This is a genomic window from Yoonia sp. 72, assembly GCF_034652275.1.
GTDB lineage: Bacteria > Pseudomonadota > Alphaproteobacteria > Rhodobacterales > Rhodobacteraceae > Yoonia.
Map to the genome: position 1 here is coordinate 1,283,740 of NZ_JAXIWG010000001.1, position 22,383 is coordinate 1,306,122.

Genomic DNA, 22,383 nt, shown 5'->3' on the forward strand with positions numbered 1-22,383 from the left:
AAACCGCAACGGGCGCGGCAACTGGCCGACACCGTGGCAGCGCTGCGTCAGCAGATGGTGCAGCCTTGTGCTGCCGTGGGGGTAACAGGCGTGTAGCCTTCGCCCAGAACCCGTAGCATCCCGCCCGCGATATCGATGACCGGCACGTCACTGATTGCGGCGATCTGCCGCGCCGCACGCGAGGTGCGGTTACCGGACCGACAGATCAGCGCGATGCTTTGCCCGTCCTGCAACAGCGGGCCGACTGTGGCAAGGAAACTGTCCGCATCACGGTAACTGACCAGCAGCGCGCCTGCGATGACGCCGGTTTGCTGCCATTCCTCGGGTTCGCGGATATCGACCAGCAGGACATTCGGATCGCTGGCCAGAACCTGCCCCGACGGTGCCGCGGTGAACAGGTTGTCCTGTGCCGCCGCCGGACCCTGCGCCAGCGCTGCGGCAAGGACCGAGAGAAACCATAATAGTACGCAAACTGTATTGGCGCGATCCGAATCGAGAAAAAAATCTGAAGCGCATCAGTGCCTTAAAGGTTCGTTCAGCGAGGAGGAAAGCGTAAGCCTACGCACAACAGCATAAGCGTGCGCAAAGTTGTCTCTGGGCCGCGATCTATGTGATAACCTGCTGAAAGACTGAAAAAAACCGCGCAGCAGCCGGGTTCGTTCTGGTAAATGATTTAAACGAGCGAAACTGAGGCTCGGTGCTCAACATCCGCTCTAAGCCCGACGTCCCTGATGCTGCATCGGCCTCAGTTGTCTGTTATCACCAAGGCAAAACGAGGGTGCGTCGAACAAGTTGCGTAGCCTAAATAGAGTTTGATCGGATTAAGAGGGGCGAGACAAGTGCTACACCAAGACACCCTTACCGCTTTCATGAATACTTTTATGGGATATGGTGATTTCGACGCTGAGACTTGGTTCATAGGAATGGAGGAAGCAGGCGGCAACACCCTCCAAGATGTCCAGATCCGAATTGGCACATGGGAGGAACGTGGTCGACGTACTCTTGAAGACTGCGCCGAATATCATCAAGCGATTGGTGTCGCTCATTTGTTCACCTCTCCGGTGCGGGCCGCGCAGCCCACATGGGATTGGCTTATGCGAGCACAACTCAAATCCGAGGGCAAGGCGCATGACAAGACCGCGTCAAAAGCAATGCAGGTTCAGCGTTGGTTGCGCAGCGGTTCCAGAACCTGCGCAATTGAACTGTTGCCGCTTCCGTCACCTGATGCGACCATCTGGCATTATGATCGGTTCTCGAACGATCCCATCTTGCGGAATAGATCCACTTATAGTGAATCGATGCTACCAACGCGGATCACAGCTATCAAGAATGCTATTAACAAACACAAGCCGCGTAATATAGTTTTTTATAGCAAAAAATATCTAGCGCACTGGCAAAATATTTCAGGTGTGAGTTTTGTTGAAGTCGACGGCCTTCATATTGCTCAGGTAGGCGACACGTCCTTTATATGCACCATTCATCCAACAATGAGGATAAAAGGTGAGGGCAGAAAGCTCGCTTACTGGGAAAACGTTGGTGCGCAGTTGGCGAACAAATAATTTTAAGTTTGTTTCCGTAGATGGCTTTCAAACCTACGTTTTCCTGAACGGTACGCCAAACCGGACTTTTGCGCATCCGCAGCGAGTTGCAGAAAAGTCCGCACAGCAGACGTCCAATTTTCAGAGGGCTCGAAGATTTCTTCAGCGTCTTTGTTTGACATGACCTCAGGGCGCAAAATGCTTGCACACAAGTGTGCTCTATTTCACACGAAGCGTTCGTTCTGGAGCCCCTTGAAGTCGCGGTATATATACCTCGCTCCGACCTTTTCCACGCCACTTAACCACATCATATGTCATAATTCTTCCACAATGTGCTGACAGAGCAGCTATAAACAAAAAAGGAGTTACAATGCTGAAGAGATCATTTCTGACGCTCTGGATTATGATTTCTGTGATCAAACCTGGACTCACACAAGCTGATGAACCGTTTATGCCCTATATGAATCCTGAGGGCCCAGCCCCTCGAGAAATTCAATGCCGTATCGCGGACAATGGTACCATCTACCACAATGGTGCATGCTACTTTCAAGCAGATGTCGATGGTTCCTTCACGGTTGTAACCGGGAACGCCAAATACGCGGCAGCGGTATGGATGATAGGTGACGGCCACGCAGAGGGCATGTGGACTGAAGAGGCTTATGCAAGCCATATGCATGGCCAACCTCATAATTTAAGTCGTTCTACCCAAGACTCGGCCTGCTGGGAAAACGACGAGCTTTCGATTTGCGCTTGGTGAGTTGCAGTCTTTCCAGGACGTGGCTACCGGAGACCGATTGTGTGTCTAGAACTGGTTGATCAGAGCGTCACGAGATGAACGCCTGAAACGGTTTGTCTGGGCGGAACATGGTCTCGTAACCAACATAAGTGAAAGGCGTCGCCACGACGTTCACGTTGGCCTTTGCTGCCCAGAAGTTGACGTAGTGCTCGCGGGTCAAGATCGTCGAGCCTGAGTCTCGCGCACCTGCGATAGATGCGATCGTCATCTTGATAAGTGTGCCCCACCTCATGGCAGACGCGACCGCGAGGCGGCGGTAAAAATCCTCGACCATGAGGTCCTCGTCGACGTCCAAGCCGTTTTTGAGCGCGAAGCTCCCGACGATTTCGTGGATTACCTCCATATCCACAGACAGGTCGATCCCTTCGAAATGGACATGGGTTCCCTTGGTTTGGGTCTGGTCGAGAGACCGCACATGACCCGCGAGTTCAGGAACGCCGGACATGATCAACATTAAGGGCCATCCCCGTGTTTTGATAAGGCCCTTAAAGTTGTCGAGGATCATCTCGCGGTCATTCTCGGACTTCCCGGCGAAAATATGCTGGGCCTCATCGAAATGAATCCCGATGATGCCCTGTGCTTGAGCCTGATGGGCGACCCGCGCCCAGATTTCGGTTTGGGTCAGGCGCGCATTATCAGAAATGTGGTAATCCATCGCCTTCAAGGTTCTCCGTCCCAGATCTTTCCACCCCCCTACCCGGCTCAAGTCGCACTGGACGATGCGCGCTGCGGCACCGTTGGACAGCAGGACCTGTTCTGCGTGGAGCAGCTTCAGGACCTCGTTTGTTTCGCGGGTCTTGCCGGACTCGCTCAGACCAGTGACCAGAAGCACTTCCCCTTCGAACCACTGTCCGCTCTTCAGGTTTCCCATGTGGCGGCTGAAAACTTCGCTGAACGCAGTCCGAAGCTTTTCGCCGCGAGCAAGTGGGAAATATCGGCCGATATTCTGGGCCGCCGTATCGGCGATCTCTTCATTATAAATGGATTTCATAGTTTGCTATCCTTGATGGGTGAGAAGGTCTTTCCAGGAGGCCGAGGTTTTTGGTCGGTCGTCGGCAATGTCGCGGCAGCGTCGACGGAACGCTTCTGAACCTTGAACACCGCAGTGCCGCCACTGCGGTCCGTGACGTGAGCTGGCCGCGCGGTCGGACCGGTCACACCCGCCGGGCGCACTGAAACCTCTGCGAGCCGCTCTGCTCGCTTCATGAGATCGTTCATGTTCCGGTAGTTGGACGGGTCGCGCGTATCGGGCAAATACCCGGATTCCCGGGCCCGACGCGCCCGTACTTCTTTCAGGTGGGCGTCATGAAGTTCCTGCGCCTTTGGGTCGCGCCGAGACGCCTCCTCCATCAAGCTGATTGCCTCTTCCAAGGTCAGGTCGGAGAAGGCCGTCATAGACAGGTGAACCTCGATTACATCGTCGTGTCCCCGCGCCGTCACGTAGGCTTTCCGTAGATCATCCGGATCCAGGTGGATGTCTACATTGCATGAAGCACCGCCGGCGAACATCTGAAGCGCAGTCGAGTTAAAGGGTATATTGAAGGCCTTTACGCCTTCCGATGTCGTACTTGCGTTCGCTTTGACACCAAGATGCAGGCAACGGTCCCGTTGCGAGGGCGGCTCGATCGCACGGTAGGTTGTCACGACCTCCTGCAGCTTTTCCCAAGGCGTTGCCTTCGACATGCCGGTCCCCCGGTGGGGTTTATGCGAGTATTCGTCAACGAGGTATCTGGTGATGGTTCCATAAATCTGGTCGTGAGTGAGCTCAGCAGAGCCCTTTGGATCATAATCCTTCAGCTCCCCCGGGGCGCTTCCTGTGTAGCCAGGCAGGAAATTCAGAACGTCCCACTGCATGGTCCCAAACAGAGTCTCAATGTGCGGCTTGTCTGCCGCGTGATAGGCGCGCCCCGGTATGACGGTCATCCCCAAACCGAGTTGTGAGGCGTATGTCGGTCCGTTCTTGGTAGCCCCGCCGTTATCGGCCTCAAACTTTCTGATCCGGACGGGAGGCGCCGGGTCCTTCTTGCATTCGTAGCGCACCTTCTCATAAACCTTATCGCGCGTGGCCATCCGCAGGAGGGCAGCCGTGTGATCGCCATCGGCGGATGCAGCAATAATCCAGGCAAGCGGAAGTCGCGTCGCGACATCAATCATGACGTGGAGCCACAAGCGACGGATTTCTTGCTGCTCCAGTTCCTTGGGCACGGACTTGGGGTCAATGCGTTTCGCCCGGATTACGCCGTTGGTGTCCACGAAAATCGACAGGTAGACCTGATCGACCATTCCGTCCTCACCATAATCGATCGCACGGAGGTCGGTGGATCCAGCGCCCTTGCGGTTTCGGGCATGGATCCACCCATTGCGCCCGCCCTCCTTGACGAAGTCCGACAGCACCTTGATCCGTGTCCGGATAGTGGTGATCGATGGAAACTTGAAACCGGCTGCGATTTCGTGCGGCGGGACATGGAACTCAGCTTCGGCCAGTCTGAGGAACGGCGCCAACTTTGGTTTTCGTCTATCGTGCCAGACAGTTATTACATGGTCGGTATAGATCTCCTCGAAAGCGCTCATCCGAAGCGACCGGTTTCCTTTCATATGATCACGGTCCATCAGAACGATGGGGTTGTCACCGAATTCATGAAAGGTGGCCTGATAATTGGCGAGGGTCTTCCCCTGGGGTACATTGAAGGTGAGTTTAACCCGTCCTCCTCGCGAGGGGCCAGAGAAGTCTCCTCCCTTGTGAATTTCCGCGGCCCTCCTCAGCAGAGTGCTCCGATACGCGCCACCTGTGTTGATTTTCCGATGGGTGATCTTCATGCCTTCCGCCTCCATAGCATCCATCGCGAGTACGATGGAGAGACGGAAGCGAATGGTATTTCGCTGTTCCTCGGACAACTGCTCAAGCAGCTCCCGGCCGCCAGTATAGCGAAGTAGCATGGCCCGCTTTTCCGCGTCCTTGGGCTTGATCACCTCACAGCTTCGCTCCTTGATCGCCCGATCGACGCGTTCAAACGTAAGCGACAGGCAATCACCGGTTTCGACCCCCTCTACGGCATAGCCGCGTTCCTCCCGCGCCGTGACCAGCCAGTCGCACCCGTCGAGGACGAGGCGCGATCCAGTCGGAACACTGTAGAGGGGGGCGGTATTCATTCTGGGAGCGTCACTCGTGAATGCATCCAGATGACCGAGTACCAGTCGACAGCGATGCCGCCGCGACCCATCATGCGCAGGGCAGCACCAAACGCCCTTGGAGACGGAAGGTTCGTGTGCTGGATCAGGTCTTTGAGAAACCAATAATTTTTTGTAAACGCTGCCTTCTCTATCGCTTCGTCAGCCTCGATGTCGGTGGTCTGACAGGCCTCGTAGACACGAAAGAGGTTGTCACGATACTGACGCGTGTACTGGTCTCCGTTCACGACCACAGCCTCGTCGGCGAAATCTTCCGGGATCGCGTCGAAAATGGCATCGATCTCATCCTGGGTTTTGCGCTTTTTCAGGCTTGACCCGTTCCGAACGAAGACCGCGCGGCGGAGCCCATCCTCGAAGGTGATACGCAAGTCGAAATGATGCGCACGCAGTTTCGTCCGGGTACCGCAACGATACATAACCGGGGGAAGCTGGACCTCAATGCCGTAGACGGTGGGGTCCAGAAGCACGTCGAGTGTGGTGGCGTATTCGGCGAGGCTCTCGAAGTGGTATACCTCAGGGATGCAGCTCGTAGCCCGTAGTGCGAAAGTGGTGGAAACGCGGCGGGCGATCTGACTGCGGGTCAAGGGATTCCGGTGGCCGGAATAGGGCCGGACTCCGAAAATCTCCGGAATCTTCAGCGCAGGCTGCTTGCCCGTCGGACTGCGCCCGAATTCTTCTTCAATGAAAATCGACATAACTTTCTCCTGTCCGGAAAGCTGTGCTTTCCAGAGTGTTTGTGTTTCGTTCAGGAGCCTTATGATCGCTCTTGCCTGGACCATTGATGGTCTCTACTCTGACAAGTGTATCGGGCCGATCAGGCTCCCACTTTATCGGGCGCGCCTATGGCGCGCCCTTTTTTCAGGTCTGTCTGTTTCGCGTGGCATCCCTTCTGTCGCCGATCTTCAAATTATTCGTCACCGCGTCACTCATGACCAGCAACTCGACGGAACTATCCGCTCGAACGAAAAAGAGTCAACATATTGTTTTTGTTGAAAAAATATCATTTTTGTTTTTTCGCATCCTCCTCGAATTGGGAACAACACAGACTTTTCGTAAACACCACCGATCCAACAAATCTATGCCGGAAACCGGCTTCGGGGAACGGCTGCACGGCTGATAGTCGTGGACAACCTGTATCGTTAAGTCATCAAGCGTTCATCAGGTGGCCTTGAATGAATGAAAGGCTTATGTGGATTCCACGGATCAACCTTGTAAACGGGTGTATGGACGCAGGATCGACGTGCCGGTGGCATCGGAAGTTTCCTGAAGCTGATGTTCCTGCCGTCCAGCGCGTGCAAACGAAGATTTCATGGTGACGCAGGACAAACATCCGGATGATGCCCATAACGTTAACGTCCATGACACTGGGAAGGAATCAAGTCATTCGTGGTGAATGATACAATTTGCAGGGCCTGGATTTTCGGTGAAGGATTCTAAAATGCGAAAACCTCACGGATAAATCTTCGGCACCTTCATCACGAGATGCATCGAACCATGTGCGAGACGCACGACTACCTTGACTGCTATGCCTTCAATAGCCGCAACCAACCCAAGGCGGACCCATGTCTGGCAACTTGCCGCGCCCGATGTCTCCTACACATCGGGCGGAGTGCAGACCCTCGAGGCATCGCATCAGGTTGCTGCGATAAGCACAAAGTGGACATTATTAAGTGCTGATGGTTGCACGAACTTTAACGTTCAAAATATCGTCGCCAAACCGAAGAAATAAAGCCAATAACACTGCGCCCTTCAGATGAAGTTTCATGCTCATCTACTCCACGAGCGCTTACGTATTTTCCTAACGGTTCCTTCGGTAAAGCGTTCTCACCCCGCTCAGCGACTGTTCCATCTGAATGACGCGACACTACTCGCCATGACATAGCAAGTGTCCCACCGTCAGTAAGCGTTCCGTCTATAGACATTCTCATAAACTCAGCAGCAACGGTTTGATTGCGCAATGAATAGACTTCCATTGCGCATTCAGCGTAACGCTTCGCTACAGGCTTCAAAATCAACAAATGATCCAAGCCAAGCATTCCCTCCCACTCCACTTGTTGTGCTTGCACATTTAATTCATTTGCACGCGCACGCAAAACTTTAAGGACATTATCGAAGTCCTCAATAAACCCAGTGATATCAGAGGCGCACACTGCTTCCTCATGGGTTATGTTGGGTTTAATAATTTCGGGAGTTGGATTATAGAAAACCGACTTTTTATACCCATGATCAGACGCCTGAAGTATTTGAAAGTAAAACTCAAAAATCGGCTTCCTGAGGTCATCTTTCCATGCCAAATATGCGACGTGTTGATCTTGCTTCTCCAGGTTACGCTTTAGCATTGCCCTTAGATTGTTCATGAGCGTGCTTAAATAGTCTTGCCGAGACTCTTGAAGTTCCCGAAGGTGTCGAATGGCTTCGATCTTTGTCGCAGCCTGCAAAGCTTCACTCTGAATAATATTAGCTCTTTTTGTTTCTTCAATATCTTTTCGCTGAGCAGATAGTTCCCGCTGTTGGGTTACTGCTGAAAGCACAAGCCAGATTACAGCAATGGCAGATACTACCCCTGCAACAAGATCTCCAAATTCGTTAAGCTTCAGGTTTTCTGTTTCAAAAATGTCAAAATATACTACAGCGATAATTGAAAAAAAAACGAGTGCGGATAGAAAAATTGCAAGGCGTATCATGAAATTCTCACGCATTCTTAATGATGTCAGTTGTAGCGACGACTACTGGGAGTAGACGAGCTTGACTGCATGTAATGAAAATCCAATGCGTGTAAAGCAAATCATCGCTTGGCGCTGAGATCTGAGTTGGTCAGCAATTTTTGACTGCACCGCGAACGGCTGTTTCGAAGACACCGCACCGTAGCGGCCGGATCATAGCTGACAGACAGCAGATGGCCGGTTGCGACTTGAAGGGTGAGTACTGTTCGAAGTTGCAAACAGGCCCGCACCGTCGACTGCTTATCCGAGCAGCGGATTGGGGTCCCTTGCTTGACTGTTGTCGAAATAAAATGCAATTGCCCCGGTGCGAAAAATTCGCTCGAAATCAGGTAACCCCTGAAATCCATACAGGAATTCCGCAATTACGCCCTTGCGAAAAACAGAAAATAAAACTGTTTGTTTTCAGATGTTTAGGGATTTACACGCATACCATCGATAGCTACATTTTGAGCAACAATCCGAACAATACTGCAACGACACGCCGTAACCATACATGCACAACAATCCACGCGTGATCCCTTTCCCAGACACTGCGATCGCTGCAGCCGTCATAGCGATTCCAGAACACCGAAGACGCCAGCTTTCGCCGCGGTGCTGATAAGGTGATCTGCATCCTCATCCCAGTAGGCCAACAGATCATGGGATCAGTGGCTTGAACCATGATTTCCAAACAAGAGGCAGAAGGAGCACGACATGAGGGATCGGGAAAACTCTATCGACGCTGAAGCGATGGATATCATGAAACGCTATCCTGACATCTTCAGGACAGTCAGTGCGCCCATGCGCGACGGTTTCTTGTGCGGCCCGGGCTGGTATCCACTCCTTGATCGGCTGTTCAGCGATATCGACACCATCCGTCGCGGAGACGCCCTGACTGGCATCAGAGTTTCACAGGTCAAGCAGAAGCTCGGTGAGCTTCGGGTGTATGTGCAGGGCGGAAATGACCTGGTCACCGATCGGATCCGGCAGGCAGAAGCAGAGGCTGCTGCGTCATGCGAAGGCTGCGGTGGGCCATCACCCGGGATCCGGAGTATTGGCGGGTACGTCACAAACGCCTGTGATCTCTGCCTCGACAAGAGAAAGAGGGATTTGTTGGCACGGTAGTATGCGATTTGGTGATCACTATCCAATACGCGGGGAGTGATCGTCCAGCCGCTATCGTCGAAACCGACATTTCCTTCAAAGATTGTCGCGATAGGGTATGCACCGACCTTTTTAGCTTGGCGGCGTCCCATATATGCCGCGGTGCAGCTTCCCTGAATTGGTCACTCGTGGATCGCCCAGCATTTTTTGCTACCGACTTTCAATGAGGCGGGACCTTTCTGCCGTTTGCTGCATCTACGAAAAAACCGTTCGCTATCGCAGTATCATATACACCGAGGGTGGAATAACGACTGTTACCTTGCGGCTTTGCTTTTGCAGCATCCCACGAAAGCTATACTGTGGTGCTACAAAAAACCTTCCAATGTGGTCTACAAGTCACCGGCCCATCCAGCCACCGTCCACGGTCAGGATCGTTCCTGAGACATAGTCTGAAGCTGCGCTTGCCAAGAAGATAATTGGCCCCCCGAAATCATCGGGCTGCCCCCATCTTCCAGCGGGAATGCGATCGAGGATTGCCGAGGCGCGGTTTGGATCGTTTCGCAAGGTTTCGGTGTTGTCGGTCGCGATATAGCCGGGTGCGATGGCGTTGACCTGAATCCCCTTTGCAGCCCATTCATTCGCGAAGGCCATAGTCAGTTGGCCGATTCCGCCTTTGGACGCCGCATAGCCCGGAACATTCACGCCTCCCTGAAACGTCAGCAGCGAAGCGGTAAAGATGATCTTACCCTTTTGCTGCCGCGCGATCATCCCGCGTCCGACGCGTTGCGTCAGGAGGAACTGTGCGGACAGATTGGTCTCGATCACCTCGTCCCACCAGTCTTCAGGGTGGTCGGCGGCGGGCGTGCGTTTAATCGTACCGGCGTTGTTGACCAAGATGTCGATGGGGGCCTTTTCCATCTCTGCCGCGAAGATCTTGAGTGCCGGGCGGTCGGAAAAATCGACTGCGTGGCCTTTGAAGGTCCGCCCCAAGGCATGGATTTGTGCGCCGATATCGCCGCCGTCAGGCGTCATCTGGGCAGAAACGCCAATGATGTCGGCTCCGGCCTCTGCCAGAGCAAGCGCCATCCCCGCGCCGATCCCGCGTCGGGCACCAGTCACAAGGGCAGTCTTGCCAGAAAGATCAAAGCGGTTCATGTGTTGCCTCCAATTTCGATGAGTGATTTCATCGCGCTTTGGTTGCCGTCAAGCGCATCAAAGGCCGCTTGCACCTCGGACAGGGGATGACGGTCGGTGATCAGTTTCACGACGGGCAGACCTTCGGCGATCATGCTGATGGCTCGGTCATAATCCTCGGGTTCGTAGACGCGTGCGCCCAGCATCTCGATCTCGCGCCAGAAAAAGCGAAACAGGTCCACCTGCTGCTTTTGCGCATGGATGGCGACCATCACAATGCGCCCGCGCGCCCGTACGACTTCCGTCATCAGATCAACGCCGGGCTGGGTTCCTGACACCTCAAACACCACATCCGCCCCTGCACCGCCGGTGCGCGCCATCACGGCCTCGGTCACGTTCTGCGTCTTGGGATTGACGACCTCGAACCCCATCGCCGTGGCCATCGCAAGGCGGTTTTCGTTTATTTCGGACAGGATCACATGCGCCCCTTGCGCATGTGCAACCATCGCAATCAGCATCCCGATGGGTCCGCCGCCGATCACCAGCGCGGTTTCCCCTGCCTGAAGTCTTGCGCGACGCACGTCGTGGACTGCAACGGCCAAAGGTTCGACCAAGGCGGCACTGTCCAGCCCCACATCCTGCGGCAGCTGGTGAAGTGTGAACGCCGGCACGATCCAGCGGCCCTGCATCGCACCGTCGGTATCGAGGCCTAGGAATTTCAGGTTGTAGCAGATGTGCGACAATCCGGCTGCGCAAGCCGGGCATGCCCCGCAAGGATGCAGCGGACGTACCACGACACGGTCTCCTGCGGCAAAGTTGGCTACATCGGGGCCAACGTTGCTGACAAGCCCGGACATCTCGTGTCCAATGATCCGGTTCAGCCCGACGCGGGCGTCCATATTGCCGTGGAAAACATGAAGATCAGTCCCGCAGATCCCAACGTAGGCGACATCGACGGCGACCTCTCCGGGACCGGGTTCGCGGACGGGGACCGCTTCGACAGCAAACGCTTTGCCGCCGCGATAGAATGCAGCAAGATGAGTCATGATTTCAGCCTTTCAGGAATGGACGGCAAAGGGGGCAAGACGCGCCCAGTCGAATTCAACCCCGGTGCCGGGGATATCGGGTGCAACGCAGTGCGAGCCTTCAAGGACCAGGGGGCGCGTCGTATATTGATCGATCGGAAAGGAATGCACCTCGACCCAACCGGCACAGGGTTGTGCGCCGACAAGGCTGACATGCAGTTCCTGCATTCCGTGCGAACAGACGGGGATGTTTCTGGCGGCACAAAGCTCTGCCACTCGCAACCAGCCCGTGATGCCGCCGCAGTTAGACGCATCGGGTTGCAGATATGAACAGGATGACTGTGCCAGCGCATATTCGAATTCGTGGATTGTATGCAGGTTCTCACCCATGGCGAGCGGCATCCCAGTGGCTTCGTGGATACGGGCGTAGCCGTCATAGTCGTCGGGGATCGTCGGCTCTTCGAACCACAAAAGGTCCAGTGGTTTAAACCCCTTGGCCGCGACGATTGCCTGATCCACGGACCAACTGTAGTTCGCATCCACCATAAAATCCCTGTCGGGGCCCAGCAGCGCGCGCACAGCCTCGGCACGGCGGAAATCGTCGTCCATGTTGGGCTGGCCGACCTTGATCTTCACCGCGGTATAACCCTCGTCGATGAACCCCTGCACGTTGGCAAGCAGGCGTTCGAGCGAAAGATTGAGATCAATCGCCCCACGATAGGCCCGGCTGCGATTAGACTCCCCGCCCGCCATACGCCATAGCGGTTGTTCCTCGCGGCGACCCCGCAAGTCCCAAAGCGCGATATCGATGGCTGAAATGGCGAAGGACGCGACGCCGCCGCGCGCGACATAGTGGACGTGCCACTGCATCTTTTCGTTCAGGGCTTCGACTTGCGTTGCATCCTTGGCCAGCAGGATGGTGCGCAGATCGTGTTGGATCATGGCGACAATCGCCCTACCCCCGACACCGCCCGTATAGGTATATCCGGTGCCGGAAAGGCCATCATCGGTCGTGATCGTCACCGTCACGAGTTCGAAATGCGTATGATCTCCGTGCTTGGCATCCGACATCACCTCTGGAAGAGGGACGCGGAACAGCCGGACCTGCAGGTCAGTGATACGGGACATTGATTATCGCCTCATGTTCGCCGGCCTCGCGAGCCGGGCTTGGAGAAGGATGACGATGAGCAGGAACAGACCGCGGATAACCGACTGCCAGTGCGCCGACAGGCTGATCGTGCCCTGCCCGTTTTCGAAGTTCAAAAGATTGAAGACCAGCCCGAACAGCAGCGCGCCCGCGACGGTCGCCGTCACAGACCCCATGCCACCCGTCAAAAGCGTGCCACCGACCACCACTGCGGCAATGGCTGCAAGTTCCCAGCCTGCGCCTTCGAGCGGCTGACCTGCGCCATAGCCGGATGCCAGAAACACGCCCGCCATTCCGGCACAGGCACCAGAGAACACATAGACAAAGATCTCGGCGCGGCGGGTTTTCAAACCCATCAGATGTGCGGCCTCGGCATTGCCACCGATCGCAAGGATCGTGCGGCCCAACGATGTGCGGTCCACAATGACCCAAGCCAGAACCACGACAAGAAAGGCGACCACGATTGTCCAAGGCAAGATATTGGCGATCTTGTTCATACCCAGACTTGTGAAATTGCTGGACCAGTCGACAGGCACCGTGCGGTTGTTCGCCAGCCACAGCGCCGCGCCCTTCGCCGCAAGCATGGTCGCAAGCGTCGCCATGAAAGGCGGCAGCCGCAATCCCGCAATCATGATCGCGTTGATCGAGCCGGCCAGCATGCCAGCAAGAACGCCGCCCGGCAGCGCGATGATCAACCCCAACGGGGACAGGATGGCAGCAACGACGCTGGAAAACGCTGCTACCGATCCCACGGACAGGTCAATACCACCGGTCATAATGACAAGACACATCCCGACCGAAATCAGTACGAACATAGAATTGTAGCCAAGAAACGACGACAGGTTATAGGCGGTCGGGAAATTGTCGTACCGCAGCACGCCGAACATCAACAACGCCAAAAGTGCGACCCAGACCGCGACATGCACGTTTTGAGGGAGAAGGGCTTTCATCAGTGCCTCCGGCCGTGTTGTAACCAGACTGCCACTGCGATGATCGCAGCCGTCACGATAAGAGTCTTTTCGTCGGACACGCCGTTTGCGATCAGGGTGTAGCCCATCAGTTGAATGAAAGTTGCACCCAGCAAGGCACCCAGGATCGGTGCGCGCCCGCCTGAAAGAGCGGCACCCCCCACGACAGCGGCGGCAATTGCATCAAGCTCCATCAATTGTCCGATACGTGCGGCATCGGATGCAGAATTGATCGCGACCACAATTAGACCGGCCAGACCTGCAAGGGTCGAAGCAATGACGTAGGTTACTATCTTGACCGGAACGACGGGCACACCGGCAAGCACCGCTGCGCGCTCGTTCCCGCCCACGGCCAGCAGATAGCGCCCGTAGATGGTGCGCCGGACCACCCAGGCCAGACACAGCGCCAGGGCAAGTGCGATCCAGCCCTGTGCGGGAAGGCCCAGAATGCGCCCGGTGCCAAGCCAGCTAAACGACGGGTTGTTGAAGGTCTGCAGATTTCCGTTCGTCATCAGCTGCGCGATCCCGCGACCCGAGATGAACAGGATCAGGGTCGCTATGATCGGCTGCACACCCCAAAGGCTTATTAAGACCCCGTTGAACAGCCCGCACATCGCGGCCAGCAGCATCGGCACGACGATGGCGGCGGCAAGGCCGATACCGGGATTGGCTAAGGCCCAATCGGACAGGAAAATCAGCGGCGCCAGCGCGCCTGCGATCGCCATGACCGAACCGACCGACAAGTCGATGCCGCCCGAGGCGATCACAAGCGTCATGCCCAGCGCCACAATCGCAATTGTCGCGACCTGGCTGACGTTGACCGCCAGCGACCGCATGTTAAGAAAGTTGTCGGTTATGACGATGTTGATGCAGATCAGCACCGCAAGCGCTACGATCAAGCCGACCAACCGCCGATCAAGATGACGGATCATACTTCACCTCCGACCGCCATGGCATGGATCAGTTGGTCTTCCGTCACGCCGGGGTTTTTCAACCGCGATACACTGCGCCCTTCGTGCATGACGATGATGTCATGCGCGCCTTCGATCAGTTCCTCGAATTCGGAGGAAATCAGCAGCACAGCACAGCCTTGTTCGACCTTTTGCCGGATGATGGCTTGAATCTCGAGTTTGGCCCCAACATCGACACCACGTGTCGGCTCGTCCAGGATCAGTAGGCGCGGGTCGGTTGCGAGCCAGCGGCCAAGCAATACCTTTTGCTGGTTGCCGCCGGAAAGTTCACGGATCGGCTGTTCCATATCCGCAACCTTGATGCCGAGAGCCTTGATGAACCCTTCGACGATACTGCGCTCTCGGGCCTCGTTGATGATGCCCATGCGCGTCAGCTTGGGCAACAGGGCGAGGGTCAGATTCTCGCGCACCGACAGATCGGGAATGATGCCTTCAGTTTTTCGGTCCTCGGTCAGAAAGGCCATCCCTGCTGCGATGGCCCCGCGGGGCGACGATATCGCGGCAAGGGCGCCGTCCACGATGATTTCACCAGCGCTAAGTTGGTCCATGCCGAAAATGGCGCGAGCAGCTTCGGTGCGGCCCGATCCCAGCAAGCCGGCCAGACCCACGATCTCGCCCGAGCGGATCGTCAGGTCAAGCTTGCGCAGCCGTCTGTTGGTGGCGATGCCCTTGGCCTCGACGATTTTCGGGCCATCCGATGGCGCATTACTGCCAGCCAGTTCGGTCATGCCCGCATTGCGGATGTCTTCGGCGCTGCGCCCCAGCATTCCGGCTATCAGATCGAGTTTCGTCAGGTCGTTCATCTGCGCGGTGCTGACAGTGCGCCCGTCGCGCAGGATCGTCATTGAATCGCAGATATCAAACAACTCGTCGAGGAAATGGCTGACGTAAATGACAGATGTGCCCTGCGCCTTGAGTTGCCGGATCACGCCGAACAGGCCCTTCACCTCGCGTTCGTCGAGTGACGATGTCGGCTCATCCATGATGAGCAGTTTCGCATCCATCGACGCGGCACGCCCGATTGCGACAAGCTGCTGGATCGCGGTGGGGTAACTACCCAGCGCACGATGCGGATCGATATCAATTCCGAACCGCGACAGGACGCCTTTCGCTCGCCGCTCTGCTTCGCGCCAGTCGATCATGCCGAACCGCGTGCGTGGCTCATAGCCGAGAATAATATTCTCTATGACGGTGCGCTGCGGCACCAGCGTCAGTTCCTGATAAATGGTTGCGATGCCCGCTTCCTGCGCGTCGCGGGGCGAACGCAGATCGACCTCGCGCCCTTGCCAGCGCACGGTGCCGCCGTCCCGCCTGTAAACGCCGGTCAGGATCTTGATCAGCGTGGATTTTCCAGCACCATTCTGACCGACCAGGGCGTGAACCTCGCCCGGCGCGATGGACAGGTTGCCCTCGGCCAATGCGACCACGCCGCCGAAGGATTTGGTGATCTCGGTCATCTGCAAAAGAGGTTCAGTCATTGGGCCGCCTTGCCGTGAAAAATACCGGGTGCAGAGGGCCGCCGTGACGGCCCCCGGCTTTCTCTTGGAGGAACAAGTTGATCAGTAAGCTTCGTCGATGTGATCGGCTGCGTTTTCAGCATTAAAGATGCGGTCTTCGACCTTGACCCAAGGTTCGATTGTCTCACCCGCAGCGAACTGGGTCATGACTTCACATGCCAGCGGGCCAAAGAATGGTGAGCTTTCCACTGTAACGCCCATCTTGCCATCAATGATGGCCTGCAAAGCGTCGCGTGTTCCGTCGATCGACACAACAAGCACATCCGCACCCGGCACTCGGCCCGCAGCCTCAAGGGCTTGAATGGCTCCGATCGCCATTTCATCGTTGTGCGCATAGACGACGTTCACGTCGGGATGGGCCTGCAGCAGGGTTTCCATCACGCGCCGCCCTTCGTTGCGGGCAAAGTCGCCCGAACGGCTTGCGACAATCGTGAAGCGGTCATCGCCTGCAATGGCTTCGTCAAAACCTTGCTTGCGGTCGTTGGCAGGCGAGGACCCTGTCGTGCCTTCGAGCTGGATGATGATGCCTTGCTCGCCTTCGAAGTTTTCCATCAGCCACTCGGCTGCACGGCCACCCTGCTCGATGAAGTCCGAACCAAGGAACGACACGTAATCGCGCCCAGCCTGCGCGACGTTAGGATCAACCGAGCGGTCGACCAGGAACGTCGGGATGCCAGCTGCCTTGGCACGCATCACGGCTGGGATCAGCGGGCTTTCTTCGCGTGGTGGCAGGAACAGGACGTCAATGCCTTGCGCGATCATGCTGTCCACGTCCGACACCTGCTTTGCAGCAGACCCATCGGCATCCGTGATGATCAGATCCCAGCCGCAGGTGGCGGCGGTATCACGGAAGCTTTGTGTCTGCGCAATGCGCCAAGGATTGTTGCTCTCCGTTTGTGCGAAACCCACGCTGTAACGCTCTTTCTGCTCGAGCGGAGGCAGGTCTTGGGCCATGCCCAATCCGGCCGACAATACGAGCGACACAGTCGCTGCGCCGATTAAAATCCGTCTTTTCATTTCATCCTCCCTTGGTGTGCGGCCAGTCGCGGCCCGCACTTTTTCAGGCCCATTCAGGCCCAGTTCAGGTACATCGTCTTTTTCTTGAGGTACCCGTCGAACCCGTGCTTCCCATCCTCGCCGCCAAGGCCCGAACGGCCCCAGCCGGAATGGAAGCCCTGCACCTGTTCGCCATTGGCGCGGTTGCAGTAAATCTCACCACAATTCAGTCGCGCAGCGACCGCCATCAGACGGCGCTGGTCGCGCGTCCAGATATAGGCGGACAGACCGAAATCGCTGTCATTTGCATAAGTCATCGCCTGCTCGAAATCGTCGACGATCAGGGCAGCGATCACCGGACCGAAGATCTCTTCGCGCATTGCGGGTAGGTCATTGTTCTGAGCCAGCAGAACCGTTGGCGCGATCCAGTGTCCCTTTGCGAATGCCCCCTCTTTTAGCGGCCCACCGCGCAGCAAGGCTTCTGCGCCCGCTGCGATTGAGGCCACGGTGATCGCCTCGACCTTTTCCAGTTCGCCCTTGCTTACCTTCGGGCCGATGTCGGGGTCGGTCAGCGGCTGGCCAATCGTCAGGGCGGCAGCCTTGGCGGTGAATTTCGCAAGAAACTCATCGGCAATCGCGCGGTGCAGATACATGCGTTCATTGCATGTACAGATCTGACCATTGTTGGTGAACCGCGCAAGGATTGCGGCCTCGACAGCACGGTCGATATCGGCATCTTCCATGACGATGAACGGCGCCTTGCCACCCAGCTCCAGCCGCAGCACCTTGATGTCTTCGGCACCTGCGCTGTAAATTTCCCGCCCCGCGCGGGTCGAACCAGTCATAGTCACCAAATCCGCCCGGTCAACCAAAGCCCGCCCAAACGTGCGGCCATCGCCAGTCACGACATTGAACAGCCCTGCAGGAAGCCCAGCCTTTTCGGCCAACCCCGCAAGAGCCAGCCCCGATAGCGGCGTATATTCGTGCGCTTTCAGAATGAACGCATTGCCCGCAACCAAAGCTGGCCCCAACTTGCGCGCAGCCAAGGCCAATGGGTAATTCCACGCCGTCAGACCGACGACGACACCGTAAGGCAAGCGGCGGATCTGGATTTCCTCATTGCGGTTGTCGGACGGCACGATCTCGCCCTCAATCCGGCGGGCGTTTTCGGCGGCAAAGCGCAGGAAGGATTCGGTCGCATGCACCTCGCCCCGCGCTTGACTGATCGGCTTGCCCTGTTCGGCGACCACGATCTGCGCCAGAAGTTCGGCATTTGCGCACACCTCATTGGCCAAGGCAATCACTGCGCGTCCACGCTCCACCGCTGGCACCTGCGCCCAGAGACGCTGTGCCTTTCGGGCGGCCTGCACAGCTTCTTCTGCCACGTCAGTGCCACCGATGGATGTCGTGGCAATCACAGCTTCCGTGGCGGGGTTTTCGACCGCGCTCCCGTCAACATCAGCCGCAGTCCAGCGCCCGTCGATGAACATGCCCGCCCGAAGCGGAACATCGTCCTGTATCATTTTAGACATATCTATAAGCACTGACTTGGCCTTTTTAGTATTATCAAACTTGACCAACTCTGTCGCCGATTCAAGCCGTCGTCAACGTAGAATTTTGCAATCTGCCATTTTTTTGGGGTAAATTTTTGAAAATTTCAGTATTTATTAGCCAAAACTACCCGATGTAAATATATCAACTATTTTTTGGTCTGACAAAAACAACAAACTTGCGTCACTCGAAAGACTATATATGATCATACCAAACTCAGATGGAGCAACGCATGGACGTGAGCAATCAGTTGAAGGGTTCAGACTATCGCGCAGCCGACTCGGTCGTACGTGCGTTGGAGGCCCGGATCGCAGCGGGGGATCTGGTCGACGGGGATGCTCTTCCTTCGGAACGCGATCTGATCGAGACTTTTGGCGTCAGCCGCACCGTGGTGCGGGAGGCGGTTGCCGCGCTGGCCAGCCGCGGCCTTGTCGAAAGCCGCCCTCGCTTTCGCCCCGTCATACGCCGCCCGGGCTATGACGCCGCCCTTGCTGCAGCAGATGGTGTGGTCGGGCACCTTCTGGCGCGGTCGGGCGGCGTGAAGAACCTTTACGACACCCGCGTCTTTCTGGAAGCGGGTCTTGTCAGGCAAGCCGCCCTTTCTGCCAGAAAAGAACACATCGACGCACTGGAACTGGCGCTGCGCGCGAATGAAAACGCCATTCCCGACAGTGAAGAGTTCTACAAGACCGATGTCGCCTTCCATGCTGTCTTGTACGAAATCCCGCGAAACCCGGTTTTTCCAGCGATTCATAAGGCTTTTACAGCCTGGCTGGCCCCCCATTGGGTCAAGATGCCAAGGTCGCCCGAACGCAACCGCGTGAACTTTCAGCGCCATTCCGACATTTTCACTGCCATCCGCGATCGCGACCCCGACGCAGCAGAGGCCGCATTGCAGGCTCACCTCAGCTCTGCGTGGGAATATGTGCGCGGCACTTTCAACGAAGTTTAGCCGCGACGTCCCGCAAGGGACACAGCGCAGATGCAACAAAAGGGACGTACGTCATGGCGCGCGAAGAATTCGATCATATCGTCGTGGGCGGCGGTTCTGCGGGATGTGTCGCGGCGGCGCGGCTGGTCAGCGACGGTGGCAACCGGGTGTTGGTGCTCGAGGGTGGTCATTCCAACCGTCACCCGCTGCTTGATATGCCGCCGGGCATCTTCAAGATGATTAACGGTTCCAAGTTCATGAACTACCATACGACCGTCCCGCAGGCGCATCTGGGCGGACGCAAGCATGATATCCCACAAGCGAACGTGCTGGGCGGCGGGTCATCGGTCAACGCACAGGTCTATATGCGCGGGCGACCATCGGATTACGACAGCTGGGACGCCGAACTGCGCGGCAATAATGACGGCGCGGACTGGTCATGGAACGCGGCACTGAAACACTTCCGCGGAATGGAAGACAACAACCGCCTCAACAACGAATTGCACGGCGTCGGCGGGCAGATGCAGGTGTCGGACCCCGGCCATATCGACCAGACCTCGCGCTGGTTCGTGCAGGCGGTGCAAGCCCTGGGAGAGCCGTACAACGCGGATTTCAATGGCACTGCGCAGCGAGGTGTCGGGTTTTACCAGTTCATGAACCGGCATGGCCGGCGCTCTTCGGCGGCCTATGCATTTCTGTCGCCGCTGGAAGGTGATCCGCGGCTGACCGTGCGGCTGCAAGCGCGGGTCGAGCGTATCCTGATCGAGAACGGACGCGCCGTCGGCGTGTCATGGCGCGACAAGTCGGGGGCATTGCGCGAAAGCTATGCCAAGGGCGAAATCATCCTGACAGCTGGGGCGCTGATCACCCCGAAACTGCTGATGCTGTCAGGCATCGGACCAGCCGACCATCTGCGCCACCATCAGTTGCCTGTCGTAGCCGACCTGCGAGGTGTCGGCCAAAACTTGATCGATCATCCCGAAGTCCCCGTCATCGCGACCGCCAACGGCCCCTACGGATATTTCCGTCAAGGCGACGGGTGGCGGATGCTGTGGAATGGTTTCCAGTTCAAGGTATTCGGGATGGGGCGTATATTGTCCGCAGGTGTCGAGGCTGGCGCCTTCGTCAACCCACTCGACCCGACGGCTGAACCGACAATTCAGGCGTTCTGCGTGCCGACGGTCTATCTGGACAGGGATGCGCTGGATCTGGTCGAGAATACCTATGGTATGACCGTCACGACAGTTGTCGTGAAACCCAAGTCGCGCGGCGAGGTGCGCCTGCGGTCGGGCGATCCGGCCGACATGCCGCTGGTAAACCCCAACCTGCTCAGCCATCCCGACGATATGGCGGACATGATTGCTGGGCAGCGCTTCTTTATCCGTGCTTTCCAGAGCGAGCCTTTGGCCAAGCACATCAAACAGGTTGCCATCCCTGACCCTGCGAACCTGGATGACGCCTCTTTGGCCAATCATTGCCGGCGGTTCGTCAAGACCAACTACCACCCCGCTTCTACTGCGCGCATGGGGGCTGATGGTGACCCTATGGCGGTTCTAGACGCGAAACTGCGCGTACGCGGGATCGACGGGCTGCGGGTCGCAGACATGTCTGCTGTGCCGGACATCAACGCCGGCAATACCAATGCGCCTGCCATGATGCTGGGTGACCGCTGTGCCGGTTTCATCATGGGGCAGCCGTGACCGAGGTTCTTTGCATCGGCGAAATGATGATTGAGCTTGCTCAGGCATCAGAAGGTGCGGTGCGCAGCGGTTTCGGCGGTGATACGTTCAACACTGCTGTCTATCTGTCACGGCTGGGGCAGCCTACCGGCTATCTAACCGCCTTCGGGGATGATCCGTGGTCGACGGATGCGCGGGCCGCTCTGCGCAGCGAGGGCGTAGACGACGGCGTTTGCCCGACCGCCTCCGGCCGGACCATGGGGTTATATGCGATCCGCACGGCAAAGGATGGCGAACGCAGTTTCACTTATTGGCGTGATCGTTCCCCCGCACGAGACGTGTTCGGCGCGCTGTTTTCGCCTGATGTTCAGACGGCGATAATGGAGGCACGGTTGATCTATCTTTCAGGGATCAGCCTTTGGCTTTACGATGTGACCAGTCTTGACCGGTTGTTCGGACTGCTTCACGAGGCGCGCAAAGCGGGGACACTGGTCGCGTTCGACGGGAACTATCGTTCGCGTCTTTGGGGACCGAACCGTGAACACGCACGGGCGACCTACAGCAGGATGCTGGATCTGACAGATATCTGCCTTGCTACCGCGGAGGACGAAGTCCTGCTCTGGGATGACGTCGACACAAACTCCAGCCACGCGCGTCTGGCCGCACATGGCATCGCTGAAATCGTGCTTAAATGCGGATCGCAGGGCGCTTTGATTGCACCAGACATGCATGTCCCGACAAAACCAGACCCGCACCCAGTAGACACGACTGCCGCAGGTGACAGCTTCAACGCAGCGTATCTTGCCGCGCGGCTTGCTGGCCGCACCACTGAGGTCGCCGCCTCGAAAGGCAACCAGTTGGCAGGGCTTGTTATTCGCCATGCAGGGGCAATTTTACCTATTGGTAAAATGCATGAGGGCGACACCGGCACCGGTCCCGTCGACAACTGTTGACGCATTGTCTGCTACGGCACGTGCCGTATGTACTGACATATACACCCAGAAGAAGGGACAACGGTTAAGGCGAAAATCAGAAAGGTCGGAAGCTCTGCGGTCATGAATATGACGGCCAAAATCCTGACAATCCTAGACGCCAAGGAGGTGACTTGGCGTCTGCGACACCCGATATGGTGCAC

General features: G+C 56.8%; 19 protein-coding genes. 6 read left to right on the top strand and 13 right to left on the bottom strand.

What is annotated here, in order from left to right; translation table 11 throughout:
• Positions 1-47: 47 nt before the first annotated feature.
• Positions 48-431: a rhodanese-like domain-containing protein gene (locus VCK47_RS06615; protein WP_322890041.1), complete on the bottom strand. Its 384-nt coding sequence runs from the start codon at positions 429-431 to the stop codon at positions 48-50.
• Positions 432-839: 408 nt separating this feature from the next.
• Between VCK47_RS06615 and VCK47_RS06620 the strand changes: the two genes are divergently transcribed.
• Positions 840-1,559: a hypothetical protein gene (locus VCK47_RS06620; RefSeq protein ID WP_322889914.1), complete on the top strand. Its 720-nt coding sequence runs from the start codon at positions 840-842 to the stop codon at positions 1,557-1,559.
• 349 nt (positions 1,560-1,908) lie between these two features.
• Positions 1,909-2,295, top strand: coding sequence for a hypothetical protein (locus VCK47_RS06625; RefSeq protein WP_322889915.1), 387 nt, complete (start codon positions 1,909-1,911; stop codon positions 2,293-2,295).
• A 67-nt stretch (positions 2,296-2,362) separates the two neighbouring features.
• Here VCK47_RS06625 and VCK47_RS06630 read toward each other — a convergent pair whose 3' ends face one another.
• The 4 genes from VCK47_RS06630 to VCK47_RS06645 form a co-directional block, all read right to left on the bottom strand.
• Positions 2,363-3,325, bottom strand: coding sequence for an ATP-binding protein (locus VCK47_RS06630; RefSeq protein ID WP_322889916.1), 963 nt, complete (start codon positions 3,323-3,325; stop codon positions 2,363-2,365).
• Complete coding sequence (locus VCK47_RS06635) at positions 3,322-5,484, bottom strand: transposase family protein (RefSeq protein WP_322889917.1); 2,163 nt, start codon at positions 5,482-5,484, stop codon at positions 3,322-3,324. The genes VCK47_RS06630 and VCK47_RS06635 overlap by 4 nt, the downstream gene beginning before the upstream one ends.
• Complete coding sequence (locus VCK47_RS06640) at positions 5,481-6,218, bottom strand: hypothetical protein (protein WP_322889918.1); 738 nt, start codon at positions 6,216-6,218, stop codon at positions 5,481-5,483. The genes VCK47_RS06635 and VCK47_RS06640 overlap by 4 nt, the downstream gene beginning before the upstream one ends.
• A gap of 996 nt (positions 6,219-7,214) precedes the next feature.
• Entirely contained in the window at positions 7,215-8,222 is a 1,008-nt protein-coding gene (locus tag VCK47_RS06645; protein WP_322889919.1) for a hypothetical protein, read from the bottom strand.
• Positions 8,223-8,939: 717 nt separating this feature from the next.
• Here VCK47_RS06645 and VCK47_RS06650 point away from each other — a divergent pair.
• Entirely contained in the window at positions 8,940-9,350 is a 411-nt protein-coding gene (locus VCK47_RS06650) for a hypothetical protein (RefSeq protein ID WP_322889920.1), read from the top strand.
• Between the two features lie 375 nt (positions 9,351-9,725).
• Here the strand turns inward: VCK47_RS06650 and VCK47_RS06655 are convergent, their stop codons facing one another.
• The 8 genes from VCK47_RS06655 to VCK47_RS06690 form a co-directional block, all read right to left on the bottom strand.
• The gene (locus tag VCK47_RS06655; protein ID WP_322889921.1) at positions 9,726-10,484 is read right to left on the bottom strand and encodes an SDR family oxidoreductase; all 759 of its coding nucleotides are present in this window, start codon (positions 10,482-10,484) and stop codon (positions 9,726-9,728) included.
• Positions 10,481-11,509 carry a zinc-dependent alcohol dehydrogenase gene (locus tag VCK47_RS06660; protein WP_322889922.1) on the bottom strand — a complete coding sequence of 343 codons (1,029 nt, stop codon included), beginning with the start codon at positions 11,507-11,509 and terminating at the stop codon, positions 10,481-10,483. Before VCK47_RS06660 ends, VCK47_RS06655 begins: the two co-directional genes overlap by 4 nt.
• Before the next feature lie 12 nt (positions 11,510-11,521).
• A complete protein-coding gene (locus VCK47_RS06665) occupies positions 11,522-12,616 on the bottom strand; it encodes a mandelate racemase/muconate lactonizing enzyme family protein (protein WP_322889923.1) in 1,095 nt (364 codons plus the stop codon).
• A gap of 3 nt (positions 12,617-12,619) precedes the next feature.
• Positions 12,620-13,585, bottom strand: coding sequence for an ABC transporter permease (locus VCK47_RS06670; RefSeq protein ID WP_322889924.1), 966 nt, complete (start codon positions 13,583-13,585; stop codon positions 12,620-12,622).
• The gene (locus VCK47_RS06675) at positions 13,585-14,535 is read right to left on the bottom strand and encodes an ABC transporter permease (RefSeq protein ID WP_322889925.1); all 951 of its coding nucleotides are present in this window, start codon (positions 14,533-14,535) and stop codon (positions 13,585-13,587) included. Before VCK47_RS06675 ends, VCK47_RS06670 begins: the two co-directional genes overlap by 1 nt.
• Positions 14,532-16,052, bottom strand: coding sequence for a sugar ABC transporter ATP-binding protein (locus VCK47_RS06680; RefSeq protein ID WP_322889926.1), 1,521 nt, complete (start codon positions 16,050-16,052; stop codon positions 14,532-14,534). The genes VCK47_RS06675 and VCK47_RS06680 overlap by 4 nt, the downstream gene beginning before the upstream one ends.
• Before the next feature lie 81 nt (positions 16,053-16,133).
• A complete protein-coding gene (locus tag VCK47_RS06685; protein ID WP_322889927.1) occupies positions 16,134-17,108 on the bottom strand; it encodes an ABC transporter substrate-binding protein in 975 nt (324 codons plus the stop codon).
• Between the two features lie 53 nt (positions 17,109-17,161).
• Positions 17,162-18,619 (bottom strand): aldehyde dehydrogenase family protein, encoded by a 1,458-nt coding sequence (locus VCK47_RS06690; RefSeq protein WP_322889928.1) that lies wholly within the window; start codon positions 18,617-18,619, stop codon positions 17,162-17,164.
• A 251-nt stretch (positions 18,620-18,870) separates the two neighbouring features.
• Between VCK47_RS06690 and VCK47_RS06695 the strand changes: the two genes are divergently transcribed.
• Genes VCK47_RS06695 through VCK47_RS06705 form a run of 3 tightly spaced genes read left to right on the top strand, consistent with a single transcriptional unit; the run spans position 18,871 to position 22,201 of the window.
• Positions 18,871-19,590 (top strand): FCD domain-containing protein, encoded by a 720-nt coding sequence (locus VCK47_RS06695; protein ID WP_322889929.1) that lies wholly within the window; start codon positions 18,871-18,873, stop codon positions 19,588-19,590.
• 53 nt (positions 19,591-19,643) lie between these two features.
• On the top strand, positions 19,644-21,269 hold the full coding sequence (locus VCK47_RS06700; RefSeq protein ID WP_322889930.1) for a GMC family oxidoreductase: 1,626 nt from the start codon (positions 19,644-19,646) through the stop codon (positions 21,267-21,269).
• The gene (locus tag VCK47_RS06705; protein WP_322889931.1) at positions 21,266-22,201 is read left to right on the top strand and encodes a sugar kinase; all 936 of its coding nucleotides are present in this window, start codon (positions 21,266-21,268) and stop codon (positions 22,199-22,201) included. Before VCK47_RS06700 ends, VCK47_RS06705 begins: the two co-directional genes overlap by 4 nt.
• Positions 22,202-22,383 lie beyond the last annotated feature (182 nt).

Bases quoted from the DNA above. Each gene is read 5' to 3' on its own strand.
- VCK47_RS06650 (WP_322889920.1), top strand. From the start codon at position 8,940: ATGAGGGATCGGGAAAACTCTATCGACGCTGAAGCGATGGATATCATG.
- VCK47_RS06665 (WP_322889923.1), bottom strand. From the start codon at position 12,616: ATGTCCCGTATCACTGACCTGCAGGTCCGGCTGTTCCGCGTCCCTCTT.
- VCK47_RS06685 (WP_322889927.1), bottom strand. From the start codon at position 17,108: ATGAAAAGACGGATTTTAATCGGCGCAGCGACTGTGTCGCTCGTATTG.
- VCK47_RS06690 (WP_322889928.1), bottom strand. From the start codon at position 18,619: ATGTCTAAAATGATACAGGACGATGTTCCGCTTCGGGCGGGCATGTTC.
- VCK47_RS06625 (WP_322889915.1), top strand. From the start codon at position 1,909: ATGCTGAAGAGATCATTTCTGACGCTCTGGATTATGATTTCTGTGATC.
- VCK47_RS06660 (WP_322889922.1), bottom strand. From the start codon at position 11,509: ATGACTCATCTTGCTGCATTCTATCGCGGCGGCAAAGCGTTTGCTGTC.
- VCK47_RS06675 (WP_322889925.1), bottom strand. From the start codon at position 14,535: ATGATCCGTCATCTTGATCGGCGGTTGGTCGGCTTGATCGTAGCGCTT.
- VCK47_RS06635 (WP_322889917.1), bottom strand. From the start codon at position 5,484: ATGAATACCGCCCCCCTCTACAGTGTTCCGACTGGATCGCGCCTCGTC.
- VCK47_RS06655 (WP_322889921.1), bottom strand. From the start codon at position 10,484: ATGAACCGCTTTGATCTTTCTGGCAAGACTGCCCTTGTGACTGGTGCC.
- VCK47_RS06630 (WP_322889916.1), bottom strand. From the start codon at position 3,325: ATGAAATCCATTTATAATGAAGAGATCGCCGATACGGCGGCCCAGAAT.
- VCK47_RS06645 (WP_322889919.1), bottom strand. From the start codon at position 8,222: ATGCGTGAGAATTTCATGATACGCCTTGCAATTTTTCTATCCGCACTC.
- VCK47_RS06695 (WP_322889929.1), top strand. From the start codon at position 18,871: ATGGACGTGAGCAATCAGTTGAAGGGTTCAGACTATCGCGCAGCCGAC.
- VCK47_RS06670 (WP_322889924.1), bottom strand. From the start codon at position 13,585: ATGAAAGCCCTTCTCCCTCAAAACGTGCATGTCGCGGTCTGGGTCGCA.
- VCK47_RS06640 (WP_322889918.1), bottom strand. From the start codon at position 6,218: ATGTCGATTTTCATTGAAGAAGAATTCGGGCGCAGTCCGACGGGCAAG.
- VCK47_RS06700 (WP_322889930.1), top strand. From the start codon at position 19,644: ATGGCGCGCGAAGAATTCGATCATATCGTCGTGGGCGGCGGTTCTGCG.
- VCK47_RS06680 (WP_322889926.1), bottom strand. From the start codon at position 16,052: ATGACTGAACCTCTTTTGCAGATGACCGAGATCACCAAATCCTTCGGC.